Source organism: Gordonia phosphorivorans, from assembly GCF_042432625.1.
Classification (GTDB): Bacteria; Actinomycetota; Actinomycetes; order Mycobacteriales; family Mycobacteriaceae; genus Gordonia; species Gordonia phosphorivorans.
The window spans coordinates 48,229-62,967 of the sequence record NZ_JBHLWV010000001.1 but is presented as its reverse complement, the minus strand read 5'-3'; the positions used below and the strand labels follow the sequence as shown (position 1 = coordinate 62,967).

Here is a 14,739-nt window from a genome sequence, read left to right as displayed (position 1 = left end):
GTCAGGCGTCGGTATCGGTGCTCGTGCGAGCAGCGGGGCTCTTGCGCCAGATCGCGAGCGCGACGCCGATCAGCGGGAGCTGCAGCGGCAGCCGCGCCCAGGCCACGGTCTTGATCGCGGGACCGGCGTCGACGGCCAGGCGCACCGTGTTGAGGTTGGCCGGGAACACCGCGACCATCAGGGCGGCGGCCGCCGCGGCGGCACCGCGCCGCGTCCTGGTCGGCAGCAGGGCGGCACCGATCCCGATCTCGGCGGCGCCGGAGGCGTAGGTCAGCGTCCGCGGATCGCCCGGAAGCTCCTTCGGGATGATCGCGTCGAACGGCTTGGGCGCCACGAAATGCAGCACGCCCATGAACATCAGTAGCCCCGACAACGCCTTCGCCATCCGATCGATCATCATGCGCCGCAGTCTACTGGCGTGCGCCCCTATTGCGGGGACACCGGTTCGAGCCGGGCCAGCAGCCAGCGGCCGTCGGTCTCGGTCATCGTCGCCCAGCGCGCCACGCCGATCCGTTCCGGCTGCACGGTGCTGCCCTGCACGGAGATCGTCTGATCGACGAACACCAGGACCCGCGCCCGCGCCGGTGTGCGTTCGGCGACGCCCACGTCGAGCACCATCGACGACATGACCAGCCGCGAGGCCGTCGCGCCGGGGAAGACCACGTCGGGCCCGCGCGACAGGTAGTCGGCGGCGAGCGCCCCGGTGAGCCGGTCGGCGACGCGCTCCCGGTCGGCCGCAGTGTCGCCGGGTGCGAAGGTCATCAGATCGGTGACGGCGATCGCGGTCGCCTGCCGAACCGGCGCCGCGGCCTCGTCGTCGACCGTGCCGCCGCGCCACGCGAGGACCCCGGCGACCACTGCCACGATCACCGCGAGACTCGTCACCGCGGCCCAGATCGTCACGAACCGACGATCGGCGGGGACGGAAAGGCGTGTGCCGATCATGAGGCCCGCTCGGTGTCTTGCACCAACCACCGGTCACCGGTGTGGCGCATCAGGACCCGCACCGCGACACGGTCGGTCCCCGGCGCACCGCCGACCAGTTCGGGCTCGGTGGCCTGCGCCACCACCAGCACGGCGACCGGTTCCCCGGCGCCGGCCTGCACACCGGCAGAGATCACCCGGCCGGTGCTGGGCGCCCCCAGGCCGGCCACGGCGGCGCGCAGATCGTCTTGGGCCGCCGAGAGCCGTTCGTGCTGCGCACCGGTGCTGATCGCCAGCACGCGCTGCACATAGTCGGCCGGTGCGGCCGGATCGGCGGAGAGCATCGTCTCGATACTCTCGGTCGCCGCCGCTCGCGCGGCGGCGTCGCGGTCTAACTGCCGCTGCGCGGACACCCTGTCGTTGGAGGCCCACACCGTCGCCGCGACCAGGACGACGGCCACTGCCAGGGCCGCGACCATCAGCAGTCGCAGCCCGGCGCGTCGCCGTCGCGCCAGCCGCCGCAGCCCGGGAGCGGCGGCGATGCGTGCTTCCCGCTCGGCTCGTTCGGCGGCGCGGTAGGCCTCCTGGGCGGCGCCGAGCCGCTTGCTCTGTTCCTTGGTCGCCGTCACTGCAGCTCGTCCACTCCGTTCAACAACCAGCGGTCCCCCGAGCGCCGGTACTCGGCGTTCACCGACTTGGTGCGCACCGTCGGCTCACCCTGCTCGGGCGTCACGATCACGTTGACCACCACCACCGCGGTCCCGGAGTCCTCCTGCGCGTCGACCACCCCCACCTGCAGCGGCTCCCACCGGACCGAGCGGGTGCCGGTGGGCGGTGACGCGGCGAAGGCGGTCGCCACCGACGCGGCCAGCGTCGGCGTCACCAGGGTCCGCGCATGCGCGCGGTCCTGTTCCCAGCTGACCGCACGCGCGGAGAACACCTCGGCGAGGATACGACCGGCCTGCTCATTGAGTTCGACGGTGGTGGCCGCGCGCGCGGCCACCGGTGCGCGTCGGGCGTCGACCACGCCGAAGGCGGTGGCGGCGATCGCGAACAGCAGCAGCACGATGAGCCCGTGCCGCCACCAGTCGCGCCGACGCATCGGCGCCTCGAGGCGATCGACCACGGCCGCGGTGCGCGAGGGCTTCTCGGTCCCGGTCTTGTCGGTTCCGGTCTTGCCGGTTCTGGTCTTGTCCGTCATGGCAGGAAGGCCACCCCCGACAGTTTGAGTCGGCCGTCCTCGGGCTCGACGACGACCCGCAGACGCAGCTGTCGACGCTTCTCCCCCTCGCCGGCGGCACCCTTCACCGCGACTGCCGCGGCGATCAGGACCACGCCGACATCACCGCTGCGGCCCACCAGACCCGCGCCGTCGATGCGCGCCCGACCGTTGCTGCCCTGCTCCTGCACGAACTCGGTGTAGGCCTGCGCGGACTGCGCGAACTGGTCGTGGAAGTCGCCGGTGGCCCCGGCCAGAATCTGGCGGGCCCGATCGGTGTCGTCGGCGTCGGCGGTGAGCAGCAGTTCCACCCGCGAGGTGGCCGCGTCGATCAGGTCGGCGTCGCTGTAGGACCGCTCCCGGGCCGTGGCCTGCCACACCGTGACACCGGCGACCAGCACCGCGAGCACGGCGACGACCGCGAGAGTGAGCCGCACGGATCGCGAAAGACCCTGTCGCAGACCGGCATCCACTTCGGCCTCGGCCAGGCGCGCGGCCGCCTGCTTGCGCGCAGCGCGCGCCGACCGCCATCGCGCCACCGCCGGATCCGCACCTGTCACCACGGCTCGACCCTACGCGGCGGGCGGGGCGGCCTATTGACCGATGCGCGAGTTGTAGTCCGAGCGGGCCGTGGGGTCGGGGTGCAGGAAGATGCTGTCGGTCTTGGTCAGTCGTCGCATCGCCTGCTTGAGGGGGTGCGGCAAGATCGTGTTGACCCCCACCCAGCCCATGAATCGCGGCGCGGTGACGCGGACCCGCGGATGGGCGATCACCCGCACCACCTCGGCGGCCACCTGCTCCGGTCGCACGGTGGTCACCAGGGCGTTGGTCTGCAGACCGTCGATCAGTCCGGTCTCGGTGAACGTCGGCAGCACGGTGCTCACGCGCACGCCGCGCGGCGCGAGTTCGGCGTCGAGGGCCTCGGAGAACTCGATGACGGCCGCCTTGGCCCCGTTGTACACGGTGAGGCCGGGGTTGGGCAGCCGACCGGCGACCGAGGAGATGTTGACGATCTGGCCGCCGGGGCCGTCGACCATCCGGCGCGCCGCCGCCTGGCTGCCGAGCATCACGCCCACCAGGTCGATCTCCACGGTGCGCCGGATCAGCGCCTCGCTGTAGTCCAGAAACGACCCGACCGGCATGATCCCGGCGTTGTTGACCAGCACGTCGATCGGCCCGACCCGCCGCTCGATCTCGTCGAGGAAGGCGGCGAAGGAGGCGGCGTCGGTCACGTCCAGCGCGATGCCCTCCACGCCCAGATCGGCGGCCGCTTTGCCCACCGCGTCGGCGTCGATGTCCCCGAGCACCACGCGCGCCCCGGCCGCCAGCAGTTGGGTGGCGGTCTCCAGGCCGATACCGCGGGCGCCGCCGGTCACCGCGACCACCTTGCCCGCCAAGGCTTCCCGTACGTCGGTGCGGCGGCGGTCGGCCCGGGCGCGGCGAGAGGTCAGGAACGAGGACAGCATGCGCGGCCTTCCGAGAGGTTGAGGCGATCGAGAGCGGGAGACGGCGTCGGTCAATAGACCATGGGCGCCAGGAAGGTGGTGGCGAAACTGCGCACCGACTCCGGCGTACGCAGCGAGTCGTCGGAGGCCGGGACCTCCAGGAACGAGATCACCAGGCGGACATGGATGTCCACGGCCCGCCGCAGCAGGTCCTCGGGCATCGTCGCACCGCATTTGCGCAGCGCGCCGGCGACGCGCGCGGTCACCATGTCGATGAACAGCGAGCTGATCGACGCCGTGAGGCCGCGGATCTCGGCGTCCTCGATCACCATGCGGTGCAGCAGCGGATCGGTGTCGATCATCGTCGCGCCGGTGGCGAACGCCTCGACGACGGCCTCCGCAGGCGAGCGCCCCTCCACGGCCCGCTCCAACTCGCCCATGCCCCGCTCGAAGGTCGCATTGGCCAGCGCGATCAGCAGATTGTCCTTGTTTGGGAAGCGCCGGTACAGGGTCGACCGGCTCACGCCTGCGGCCTTGGCCACCCGGTCCATGTTCGCCGAACGCACTCCGGCCTCGGTGAACTCCTGAGCGGCGGCCGCCAGAATCGCGGCTTCCTGCTCCTGGGGGGACGCCGTGACGCGGGCCTTGCGCGGTGCGGCCATCAGCGTCGAACCAGGGTGACGGGCAGCTTGTCTTTCGGCACCGGCAGCGCGCTGTAGTCCATGGGAAGACGGTAGCCCGCAGGCACCGACCACTCGTAGTCACGCAGCAGGTTGTGCATGATGGTCTTGATCTCCATCTGCCCGAAGTACAGGCCGATGCACTTGTGCACGCCGCCGCCGAAGGGCATCCACGCCATCCGGTGCCCCTTGTCCTCCGCGCGGTCGGGCTCGAAGCGGGTCGGGTCGAAGACGTCGGGCTCGGAGAAGTACTGCGGGTCCCGATGATTGGCCAGCTGCGGGATGGTGACCATGGTGCCGCTGGGGATGAAGAATCCGTTGACCTGGGTGTCCTTGATCGCCATGCGCGGCTGGGCGGGCACCGGCGGGCAGAGGCGGAGCGATTCCTTCATGACGCCGTCGATCACGGTCATCCCGGCCAGGTCGTCGTAGGTCAGTTCCGCGTTCAGCGCCATCGACTGCGCCCGCGCCCGCGCCTGCCACTCGGGGTGTTCGGCCATCCGGTAGGCCATCTGGGTCATGGTGATGGTGGTGGTGTCGTGCGCGGCCATCAACACGAAGATCATGTGGTTCACCACGTCCTCGTCGGTGAACGTGTCGCCGTCGTCGCTCTCGGCGTGGCAGAGCACCGAGAACAGGTCGGGCGTCGCCGTGGCCCGCTTGGCCGGGATGTGCTTGTAGAAGAAATCCTCCAGGATCTTGCGCGAGCGCAGGCCCTTCCACCAGCGGCCGCCGGGAACCGGCTTGCGCACCAGGGCCACCCCGGCCCGGACGGTCTCGATGAAGGCCTTGTTGAGGCGGTCGGCTTCGGGCTTGCTCAGCTCCAGGCCGAGGAAGATCTCCAGCGCGATGTCGAGGGTGAGCTCCTTGAACTCTTCGAAGAGCTTGACCCGACCTTCGGGGAACTTGGAGACGCGATCGATGATCACCGGCTGCATCTCGTCGAAGTACCCCTTGAGCACCTTCGGCGCGAAGGCCTGCTGCAGGATGTGCCGATGATGCCGGTGCTCGTCGAAGTCCAGGAGCATGATGCCGCGGTTGAAGAACGGGCCGATGAAGTAGCTCCACGCCGGGGCGTTGGCGAAGGCGCGGTCCTTGTTCATCAGGATCTCACTGGCCGCCTCGGCACCGTGCGCCGTGACGATTCGCACGCCCAGCGCGTTCATGGCGAAGACCTCGCCGTACTGCTGGAGCCGTTTCTCGGAGAAGTCGAAAGGATCGCGGCGCATCGTGAGGATCTCGAGCACACCGTTGCGTTCACTGACCGGAACGGGACGCAGATCGCTGCCTGCCGCGGGCTGAGCGAGCAGTGGGAAGGCCATGGTTCCTCCTGAAGTCGGCGCCGCTGTGCGGCAACTCACTCCATTGGAACAGATAAATGCTTTTGTTTCTAGTGTCGGTGCCGACAAAAGTCGGCCGCGCGGTCAGCGCGCCATGAGAATGGCGTGGCAACGGCGCAGTCGCGCCTCCCACCAGGCGGCCCGCTCCGGCGAGGCGAGCGGGAGCTCGTCGTCCGGGGTCACCAGCCGCGGACCGACCACCCCGCCGCGCGGGACGAACGACGGCGCGACGTCGCGCTCGAACAAGGCGCCGGTACCCAGTCCGCAGGCATGCTCGAGCACCGGCAGCGCGGCCGCCGTCGACACCGAGGCCGCCATGCCGACCGCGGTGTCCAGCGCGCTGGAGATCACCACGTCCATCCGCAGCGAGGCGTTGAGCGCCAGCACCTTCCGCATGCCACCGAGCGGGGCCACCTTCAGCACCGCGATGTCGGCGGCGTCGGCCCGCACCACCAGGAGCGGGTCGTCGGCGCGGCGGATCGACTCGTCGGCCGCGATCGGCACGTTCACCACGCGGCGCACGGCCGCCAGTTCGGGAATGGTCGCGCACGGCTGCTCCACGTACTCCACGTCGCCGATCGCCTCGATCGCCTCGATCGCGGTGGGCACGTCCCAGGCGCCGTTCGCGTCGATCCGCACCCGTGGCACCAGCTCCCGGACGGCGGCGACCCGCTCGACGTCGTCGTGCAGACTCTGACCCGCCTCGGCCACCTTCACCTTGGCCGTCGTCGCCCCGGGGAAACGCGCCACGATCTCGGCGACCTCGTCGGCGGGCACGGCGGGCACGGTGGCGTTGACCGGCACCGCGTCGCGCACGGCGGGCGGCGGCCCCTGCCAGGCCGCCTCGATGCCGGCGGCGAGCCAATTCGCCGCCTCCACATCGTCGTACTCGACGAACGGCGCGAACTCGCCCCACCCCTTGAGTCCGCGGAAGATCATCGCCTCGCGCACGGTGATCCCGCGAAAGCGCGTGCGCATCGGCAACGACACCACGTGCGCGTTCTCCAGGATCAGATCCACCGGCGGCAGTTGCGGCTTGCTCGCCCGCACCACGAAGGTGGGCATCTCGCCATGCTTGCTCGGAATCGCGAACGGGTTGTTGCTGCCCGGCTGATAGACCATGCCCCCGAGCCTACTGCCGCACCCACCCCTCCCCGTTAGAAACAAACTCTTTATTTTGTGTCAATGCGGGGTTACGCTGTTCCCATGACGACCGACTTCTCCGCCCGAGTCCGCGAGGCCGAGCCCAGCATTCTCGACGACGCGGACCTCGATGCGCTCCCCCTGCGCCTCGGTGCCGATTCCCTGCTCTGGAAGTACGCCGGCGATGTGCGGATGATTCTCGGTTTCCAACGGCTGGCCGGCACGGAGAACTGCATCGAACAGCTGGCCCAGGGCGTCGAGGACCACTCGATCATCTTCAACGACTTCATCGGGCGCGCCCGGCGCACCGGCCCCCCGGTGATGCGCACCGTCTACTCCGATCAGCCGCAGCGCTGGGGCCGCCGCGTGCGCGACTTCCATCGCGACATCAAGGGCACCGTCGCCGACGGCTCGCGCTATCACGCGCTCAATCCGGAACTGTTCTACTGGGCGCACGCGACCTTCGTCGATCAGGTACTGACCATCACCGACACCTTCATCCGGCGCCTGTCGTACGAGGAGAAGGTGCAGATCTTCGAGGAGAGCAAGGTCTGGTACCAGCTGTACGGGGTGAGTCCGCGCAGCCAGCCGCAGACCTACGAGGAGTTCTGCGAGTACTGGCAGTCGATGTGCGAGAAGTTCGTACCCACCCGCACCATCGTCTACGCCACCGGCTACCTGCGGCAGGGTGTGCCGGGTCCGCGCTGGATGCCCGCACCGCTGTGGCGCCTCGCCGCGGCGCCCCTCAACGGCATCCTGCGCACCGTCATCGTCGGCACCCTCCCGCCCGAGATGCGCCAGGTGTGCGACCTGCCGTGGGATGCCCGCAAGCAGCGCCGCTACGACCGGTTCGCCGCCGTCATGCGCGCGGCGAACCCGGTGATCAACCGACTGCCGGTGCGCATGCTGTACGTGCCGTGGGCCTACGAGGGGTGGATGCGCACCGGCGTCGATCCGCGGCCGCTGCACAATAAGTCCTGACCTCGGCGTCGGCGCACGGCCGGCTACCAGAAGCGGCAACGGTTTCAGCCCGGCATGAGCGCACGAGTGCGCAGCAGCGAGACCACCGTCTCGGCAACGCCGATCCGGTCTTCGGTCAGGTCGTGCCAGGTGAAGCTCAGCGGTAGCCAGCCCGCCCGGATCAACGCATTCCTCTTGCGCGCATCCCGGCGGAACGCTTTCGGGTCGCAGTGGAACGCCCAACCGTCGATCTCGACGGCCACTTTCCACTCGGGCCACGCAAAGTCGAGCCGCCAGCCTTCGAAGGGGTGCTGCCCGATCCATCCGCGGATCCCTTCCTCGCGCAGCAGCTGCGCGAACATGCGCTCCGCCGCCGATTCGGTGTCTTCGTCGAGAACTGCCAGCAGAGCCCGGGCCGTCGACATGCCCCGCGTGCGGGGATAGCGCTTGACCGCCTCGCGCAGTCCGTCGACCGTGACCTGACCCAGCTGCAGTGTGCGATCGAGAAGGCGCGAAGGGTCCGGATCGAATTCCACGGCGCCCACCACGGTCAGGTCCTTCGCGGTCAGGTCGAGCCCACGAAGCGTCGTCAGGTCCTCCGCGCAGAAGGTGCGGCGCACGACGTCCACGGCGCACCCCGTCCACCGTTGTTCAGGGACCGCCTGAGCCGCCGACATGGTCAGCGGCTCGGGCAGGGTGTCCACGAGCCCGTGCCACCACGCCGCTGTCGTCCGATCGAGCACCCCGCGGTGCGCCAGAGCCGCCGCCCGCACCATCGCTCGCTCGCCATAGTCGTGTTCGGCGGATCGGTAGATGCCTGCGGCCAACCGCTTCCATTCTCCGCGCACCGCTCGCCCACGAATCCCGCCCCGGCTGAGGCCGCACGCAAGGGCCTGCGCGGTCGTGACGATCCCGTCCTGTTCGGCGAGGATCGCCGCCAGCTGTCCGGTCTCTCCCATGAGGTTTAGACGCGGGGCGGCGCCTCCCGGTTCCATCTCCGCTCGAAACTGTTGACTTTGGTGCGCTGAGGTCACCAAAGACAACGGTCTCGCCGAGTCCGCGCCCCGAAGGGCCCAGCACGGTCGCCGAGCTACCGCGGGCGGCTCAAATGCCCCACCACCGACTCCACGAATGCGGCGGGTGCCTCCCGATGCACGCTGTGACCGGCCTCGATGGTGACGAACTCGCCGTCGGGCAGCGCCTGCGCCAGACTGCGTAGGTGGCGGGGCGGCAGAAAGCTGCGGTCGCCGCCGGAGATCACCAGCGTCGGTGCGGCCACCGCGCGCAGCCCCTCCCACCACGCCGGATCCGCCTGCTCGAACTGCAGGCCGACCACCTCGGGCATGCTCCGATCGAACCGGAGGAAGGGTCGCGGGTCGGCCAGCAGGACCCCGAGGCCGCGCACCCGTTCGCGCAGCGTCGAGGTGGGCGTGATCGCTTCGGCCAGGTCGGCGGCATCGCGGGGCATGGGCGGCGGCTCCTCCACCACCGCGCGGCGCACGCGCTCGGGTTGGGCCATCGCCAGTCGCAACACCGAGTGGGCGCCGAGGGAGTGCCCCACCGCGTCGACGGCGGGTACGTCGAGGGCGTCGAGCACCGCGGCCAGGTCGTCGCGGAAGTCGTTCAGGCGGTACCGGTCGGCGCGGCCGCTGCGACCGTGTCCGCGGAGGTCGACGGCGATCACCTCCCGGCCCGCGCCGGTGAGCGTGCCCTCCAGGCGGCGCCAGGTGGTGTGGTCCCCGCCCATCCCGTGCACCAGCAGCACCGGTGGCAGGCCCGCCGCCCGATCGGCAGCGGAGGCGACCCGCACCGCCAGGTCGGGTCCGCGATTGATTCCGCTCAGTACACGCACTCCGCCAGCTTAGTCGCGGGCATTCCTCGCGAGGAGCACAGCGCGGGGCGTCGTCCACGGACTCGGTGCTGCGGCCCGTCACCCGATCGGACGACACCCCCGACGATTCGATACGCTCCGGCTTTGCCGTCGGCAGGCAATGCCGACATTCCTCCGAAAGTGACGTGATGACTACCCGACTGTCCGCCGCCATCGTCGTGACGGCGCTGCTGGCCGCCCTCCTCTCGGTCGTCGCCACCGGCCCCGCCGAGGCGCGCACCCGCTGCACCAAGGTCGCCGTGATCGGCGACAGCAAGAGCGAGCGTCGGATCGGCGCGCGCGAGGTGATCGCCGAGCAACTCAACCGGCGCGGTATGCCCTCCTTCCTGAGCACGTCCAGCGGCCGCACCGTGCACCGCGCCGGTTTCGGCACCGACAAACGTCACGGCAGCGGCATCGCGGCGGTCGGGCACGCCAAGCGCGCCGGGGCGAACTGCTTCGTGATCGCACTGGGCGGCAACGACGCCATGCGCGCCCGCGGCGACCGCCGCGTGCTGCGGCAGTCGATCGAGGCCCTGATGTCGGCGGTGGGCCGTGAGCACACGGTCGACTGGGTCACCAGCACCAGCGGGCACCTCACCGGTCGCTGGTCGCGGCACACCCTGCACCAGTTCACGATCGAACTCGACCGCGCCCGCGCCCGCTGGCCCAATCTGGAAGTGAACCACTGGGAGCGCGTGCCCGAATACCTGCCCCTGTGGTGGCGGCCCGACCTGCTGCACTATCACACCGGAAACACCGAACGGGGTCGATACACCGTGGACTCGGCCTTCCTCCGCGGCAGTCGCTAACCTCGGGGTCATGGCCGACTCCGAACAACCCCGCAGCTCGCAGCCCGTCCCCCGGTCCGACGATCCGCTCGCCGCCTTCGCCGGCACCTGGCGCGGCACCGGCGAGGGGCACTATCCGACGATCGCCGACTTCACCTACACCGAGGAGATCGAACTCTCCCCGGTACCCGGCAAACCGTTCCTGTTCTACCGCTCGCGCACCCGGGCCGGCGACGATGGTCGGCCGCTGCACACCGAGACCGGCTACCTGCGCCCCACCGGCGACGCCGTGGAACTGCTGATCACCCAGCCCACCGGCTTCGTGGAGATTCACCGCGCCACCGAAGCCGACGGGGTCCTCGACTTCGCGGAGATCCTCCTCGGTGCCTCCCACGATGCCAAGGATGTCCACGCCGTCCGGCGCCGCTTCGTCGTCGCCGGCGACACCCTCTCCTATGACATGTGGATGGCCTTCGCCGACGTGCCGATGACCCATCATCTGCGCGCCGAGCTGCGCCGCGCGCAGTAGCGCCGAGCCGACGCGAAACGCCCTCGTCAGCGAGCGTTGGTGACGTCGTTGCCGCGCGCGGTGATCGACGACGACGACAACGTGAATCCCTGGTCCCCCAGATCGCAGGAGACGGTGTCGGCGGCAGGCACCGTGCACGTGACCGACCCGGACTGCACGACGGCACCGACTTCCGCCGTCGGAACCTGGTCGAATCTCACGCTGAACGGTTGACCGCCGGCGCAGATACCGCGGGCGACCCAACCCGGCCCGAGGGCGCCGGCACCGCCGAACTGCGCTGCCCCCGGTGAGCAGTCCGCCAATGGTGCCGTCCGGCGTCCGGAAGTTGCACCCGGCGATGCGAAACGCCCGCCCCACCGAAGTGGAGCGGGCGTTTACGTCGACCTAGGCGGTCAAGATCTCAAGCAATGATCACTTGATGATCTTGGTGACGCGGCCGGCACCGACGGTGCGGCCACCCTCGCGGATAGCGAAGCGCAGGCCCTCGTCCATGGCGACCGGCTGGATCAGCTTGACAAGCATCTCCGTGTTGTCGCCCGGCATGACCATCTCGGTGCCCTCGGGGAGGGTAACGACGCCGGTCACGTCCGTGGTGCGGAAGTAGAACTGCGGACGGTAGTTGTTGAAGAACGGGGTGTGACGGCCACCCTCGTCCTTCGACAGGATGTACGCCTGGCCCTCGAACTCGGTGTGCGGGGTGGTCGTACCCGGCTTCACGATGACCTGGCCGCGCTCGACGTCCTCACGCTTGAGGCCGCGCAGCAGCAGACCGGCGTTGTCGCCGGCCTGTGCCGAGTCGAGCAGCTTGTGGAACATCTCGATGCCGGTGACGATGGTCTTGGTCGAGCCCTCGCGGATACCCACGATCTCGACTTCCTCGTTCACGTTGACCTCGCCGCGCTCCACACGACCGGTGACCACGGTGCCGCGGCCGGTGATGGTGAAGACGTCCTCGACGGGCATCAGGAAGGGCTTCTCGGTTTCGCGGACGGGGTCCGGCACCGACTCGTCGACAGCAGCCATCAGCTTCTGGACCGACTCGACCCACTTGGGGTCACCCTCGAGCGCCTTCAGTGCCGAGATCGGCACGACCGGAGCATCCTCGTCGAAGTCCTGGGCGGCCAGCAGTTCGCGGACCTCCATCTCGACGAGCTCCATGATTTCCTCATCGTCGACCATGTCGGCCTTGTTGAGGGCAACCAGGATGTAGGGCACACCGACCTGACGCGCGAGCAGCACGTGCTCACGGGTCTGCGGCATCGGGCCGTCGGTAGCCGCCACGACCAGGATCGCGCCGTCCATCTGGGCGGCACCGGTGATCATGTTCTTGATGTAGTCGGCGTGACCGGGGGCGTCGACGTGGGCGTAGTGACGCTTCTCGGTCTGGTACTCGACGTGGGAGATGTTGATCGTGATACCACGAGCCTTCTCCTCCGGCGCCTTGTCGATCTGATCGAAAGCGAAGCTCTCGTTCAGGTCGGGGTACTGGTCAGCCAGCACCTTGGTGATGGCCGCCGTCGTGGTGGTCTTGCCGTGGTCGACGTGACCGATGGTGCCGATGTTCACGTGCGGCTTGGTCCGCTCGAACTTCGCCTTCGCCACTTGTGTCCTCCTGGACTCTAGTCTGCCGAGGCGATCCCGGCAGAGGTGGATTTACAGTTTATTGCGCCGCAGCGCGGGCCGCGGAAGCGGGCGGGTGATTACTCGCCCGTCGCCTTCGCGATGATCTCCTTCGCCACGTTCGCCGGAACTTCGGCGTACGAGTCGAAAACCATGGAGTAGTTTGCTCGGCCCTGAGTCTTCGACCGCAGGTCTCCGATGTAACCGAACATCTCCGACAGCGGAACCGCAGCCTTCACGACGCGGGCACCGCTACGCTCCTCCATGGCCTGGATCTGACCACGGCGGGAGTTCAGGTCGCCGATGACGTCGCCCATGTAGTCCTCCGGAGTCGTGACCTCGACGGCCATGATCGGTTCCAGAATGACGGGGCTAGCCATGCGCGCAGCCTCCTTGAGAGCCTGCGAGCCGGCGATCTTGAAGGCCATTTCCGACGAGTCGACGTCGTGGTACTGACCGTCGAGCAGAGTGACCTTCAGGTTGACCAGCGGGTAGCCGGCCAGGACGCCGTACTGCATCGCATCCTGCGCACCGGCATCCACCGAAGGGATGTACTCGCGCGGGACACGACCGCCGGTGACGGCATTGCTGAACTCGTAGGTCGCGCCGTCTTCGGCGTCGACCAACGGCTCAAGCTTGATGATGACCTTCGCGAACTGGCCCGAGCCACCCGTCTGCTTCTTGTGGGTGAACTCGTGCTTCTCGACGGTCTTGCGGATCGTCTCGCGGTAGGCCACCTGCGGCTTACCGACGTTCGCCTCGACCTTGAACTCGCGCTTCATGCGGTCGACCAGGATGTCGAGGTGGAGCTCGCCCATACCGCCGATGACGGTCTGGCCGGTCTCTTCGTCGAGCTGCACCGAGAAGGTCGGATCCTCTTCGGCGAGCTTCTGGATCGCGGTGCCCAGCTTCTCCTGGTCCGACTTGGTCTTCGGCTCGATCGAGACGTTGATGACCGGGTCCGGGAAGGTCATGGACTCCAGGACGATCGGGTTGGCGATGTCGCACAGGGTGTCACCGGTGGTGGTGTCCTTGAGGCCGATCATCGCGTAGATGTGGCCGGCCACCGCGTCGTCGACCGGGTTCTCCTTGTTGGCATGCATCTGGAAGAGCTTGCCGATGCGCTCCTTCTTGCCCTTGGTCGCGTTGAGCACCTGGGTGCCCGGATCGACCCGGCCCGAGTACACGCGCACAAAGGTGAGCTTGCCGAAGAACGGGTGAGCGGCGATCTTGAACGCCAGCGCCGAGAACGGATCGTCCTTGCTCGGCTTCCGGGTGAGGACTTCGTCCTCCTTGCCCGGAACGTGGCCCTCGATCTCGCCGATGTCCAGCGGGTTCGGCAGGTAGGAGACGACGGCGTCGAGCATGGGCTGGATGCCCTTGTTCTTGAACGCCGTGCCGCACAGCACCGGGTAGACCTCGGAGCTGATGGTCAGCTTCCGGATGGCGCCCTTGATCTCATCGATCGTGAGCTCTTCGCCGGCGAAGTACTTCTCCATGAGGGCTTCGTCGGACTCCGCGACGCGCTCCAGAAGCTTCTCGCGGTACTCCTCGGCGCGCTCCTGCAGATCCGCGGGGATCTCGGCGACGGTGGCCTCGGTGCCGATGGCGACGGTGCCCGGCCACAGCAGGGCCTTCATCTCGATCAGGTCGACGACGCCGTCGAAGGCATCCTCGGCGCCGATCGGCAGCTGCAGCACCAGCGGGGTGGCGCCGAGACGGTCGATGATGGTCTGCACGGTGTAGTAGAAGTCCGCGCCCATCTTGTCCATCTTGTTGACGAAGCAGATGCGGGGGACGTCGTACTTGGTGGCCTGGCGCCAGACCTGCTCGGACTGGGGCTCGACGCCCTCCTTGCCGTCGAAGACGGCAACGGCGCCGTCGAGCACGCGGAGCGCGCGCTCGACCTCGACGGTGAAGTCGACGTGGCCCGGGGTGTCGATGACGTTGATCTGGTTGTCATCCCAGAAACAGGTGACGGCCGCGGAGGTAATGGTGATACCCCGCTCCTTCTCCTGCTCCATCCAGTCGGTGGTCGAGGCACCGTCGTGGGTCTCACCGATCTTGTAGTTCACACCGGTGTAGTAGAGGATGCGCTCGGTCGTCGTGGTCTTACCGGCATCGATGTGAGCCATGATGCCGATGTTGCGGACCTTGGTGAGGTCGTTCAGCACTTCCTGTGCCATGGGATTCCCTTCGGGGAGTCAGCGGAAAAAGG

At 68.7% G+C, this 14,739-nt stretch carries 17 protein-coding genes; 3 read left to right on the top strand and 14 right to left on the bottom strand.

Annotated features, from left to right (window positions below; all coding sequences use genetic code 11):
* Window position 1 precedes the first annotated feature (1 nt).
* The 9 genes from ACFFJD_RS00305 to ACFFJD_RS00265 form a co-directional block, all read right to left on the bottom strand.
* Window positions 2-400 carry a DoxX family protein gene (locus ACFFJD_RS00305; RefSeq protein WP_382359177.1) on the bottom strand — a complete coding sequence of 133 codons (399 nt, stop codon included), beginning with the start codon at window positions 398-400 and terminating at the stop codon, window positions 2-4.
* A 26-nt stretch (window positions 401-426) separates the two neighbouring features.
* A complete protein-coding gene (locus tag ACFFJD_RS00300; protein ID WP_382359174.1) occupies window positions 427-903 on the bottom strand; it encodes a hypothetical protein in 477 nt (158 codons plus the stop codon).
* Window positions 904-941: 38 nt separating this feature from the next.
* Window positions 942-1,553: a hypothetical protein gene (locus tag ACFFJD_RS00295; protein WP_382359171.1), complete on the bottom strand. Its 612-nt coding sequence runs from the start codon at window positions 1,551-1,553 to the stop codon at window positions 942-944.
* A complete protein-coding gene (locus ACFFJD_RS00290) occupies window positions 1,550-2,125 on the bottom strand; it encodes a hypothetical protein (protein ID WP_382359168.1) in 576 nt (191 codons plus the stop codon). Before ACFFJD_RS00290 ends, ACFFJD_RS00295 begins: the two co-directional genes overlap by 4 nt.
* Window positions 2,122-2,706 carry an Rv1363c family protein gene (locus ACFFJD_RS00285; protein WP_382359165.1) on the bottom strand — a complete coding sequence of 195 codons (585 nt, stop codon included), beginning with the start codon at window positions 2,704-2,706 and terminating at the stop codon, window positions 2,122-2,124. The genes ACFFJD_RS00290 and ACFFJD_RS00285 overlap by 4 nt, the downstream gene beginning before the upstream one ends.
* A gap of 30 nt (window positions 2,707-2,736) precedes the next feature.
* Window positions 2,737-3,609 (bottom strand): SDR family oxidoreductase, encoded by an 873-nt coding sequence (locus ACFFJD_RS00280; RefSeq protein ID WP_382359162.1) that lies wholly within the window; start codon window positions 3,607-3,609, stop codon window positions 2,737-2,739.
* A 50-nt stretch (window positions 3,610-3,659) separates the two neighbouring features.
* Window positions 3,660-4,250 carry a TetR/AcrR family transcriptional regulator gene (locus ACFFJD_RS00275; protein ID WP_382359159.1) on the bottom strand — a complete coding sequence of 197 codons (591 nt, stop codon included), beginning with the start codon at window positions 4,248-4,250 and terminating at the stop codon, window positions 3,660-3,662.
* On the bottom strand, window positions 4,250-5,590 hold the full coding sequence (locus ACFFJD_RS00270) for a cytochrome P450 (protein WP_382359156.1): 1,341 nt from the start codon (window positions 5,588-5,590) through the stop codon (window positions 4,250-4,252). Before ACFFJD_RS00270 ends, ACFFJD_RS00275 begins: the two co-directional genes overlap by 1 nt.
* Before the next feature lie 102 nt (window positions 5,591-5,692).
* Window positions 5,693-6,730: an o-succinylbenzoate synthase gene (locus tag ACFFJD_RS00265; RefSeq protein WP_382359153.1), complete on the bottom strand. Its 1,038-nt coding sequence runs from the start codon at window positions 6,728-6,730 to the stop codon at window positions 5,693-5,695.
* Between the two features lie 84 nt (window positions 6,731-6,814).
* On the opposite strand from ACFFJD_RS00265, the gene ACFFJD_RS00260 reads away from it, so the two are divergent.
* A complete protein-coding gene (locus ACFFJD_RS00260; protein WP_382359150.1) occupies window positions 6,815-7,732 on the top strand; it encodes an oxygenase MpaB family protein in 918 nt (305 codons plus the stop codon).
* A 44-nt stretch (window positions 7,733-7,776) separates the two neighbouring features.
* On the opposite strand, the gene ACFFJD_RS00255 is transcribed toward ACFFJD_RS00260, so the two are convergent.
* Both ACFFJD_RS00255 and ACFFJD_RS00250 read right to left on the bottom strand, forming a co-directional pair.
* Window positions 7,777-8,745, bottom strand: a complete 969-nt coding sequence (locus tag ACFFJD_RS00255; protein ID WP_382359147.1) for a DUF559 domain-containing protein — start codon at window positions 8,743-8,745, stop codon at window positions 7,777-7,779.
* Window positions 8,746-8,801: 56 nt separating this feature from the next.
* Window positions 8,802-9,563, bottom strand: coding sequence for an alpha/beta fold hydrolase (locus ACFFJD_RS00250; RefSeq protein WP_382359144.1), 762 nt, complete (start codon window positions 9,561-9,563; stop codon window positions 8,802-8,804).
* Between the two features lie 167 nt (window positions 9,564-9,730).
* Between ACFFJD_RS00250 and ACFFJD_RS00245 the strand changes: the two genes are divergently transcribed.
* Together ACFFJD_RS00245 and ACFFJD_RS00240 are read left to right on the top strand one after the other, a co-directional pair.
* Window positions 9,731-10,393: a hypothetical protein gene (locus ACFFJD_RS00245; RefSeq protein WP_382359141.1), complete on the top strand. Its 663-nt coding sequence runs from the start codon at window positions 9,731-9,733 to the stop codon at window positions 10,391-10,393.
* Between the two features lie 10 nt (window positions 10,394-10,403).
* Complete coding sequence (locus tag ACFFJD_RS00240) at window positions 10,404-10,901, top strand: heme-binding beta-barrel domain-containing protein (protein WP_382359138.1); 498 nt, start codon at window positions 10,404-10,406, stop codon at window positions 10,899-10,901.
* Window positions 10,902-10,927: 26 nt separating this feature from the next.
* Here ACFFJD_RS00240 and ACFFJD_RS00235 read toward each other — a convergent pair whose 3' ends face one another.
* The 3 genes from ACFFJD_RS00235 to fusA form a co-directional block, all read right to left on the bottom strand.
* A complete protein-coding gene (locus tag ACFFJD_RS00235) occupies window positions 10,928-11,101 on the bottom strand; it encodes a hypothetical protein (RefSeq protein ID WP_382359135.1) in 174 nt (57 codons plus the stop codon).
* Window positions 11,102-11,312: 211 nt separating this feature from the next.
* A complete protein-coding gene (tuf, locus tag ACFFJD_RS00230; protein ID WP_382359132.1) occupies window positions 11,313-12,503 on the bottom strand; it encodes an elongation factor Tu in 1,191 nt (396 codons plus the stop codon).
* Window positions 12,504-12,601: 98 nt separating this feature from the next.
* Window positions 12,602-14,707 (bottom strand): elongation factor G, encoded by a 2,106-nt coding sequence (fusA, locus tag ACFFJD_RS00225; RefSeq protein ID WP_382359129.1) that lies wholly within the window; start codon window positions 14,705-14,707, stop codon window positions 12,602-12,604.
* Window positions 14,708-14,739 lie beyond the last annotated feature (32 nt).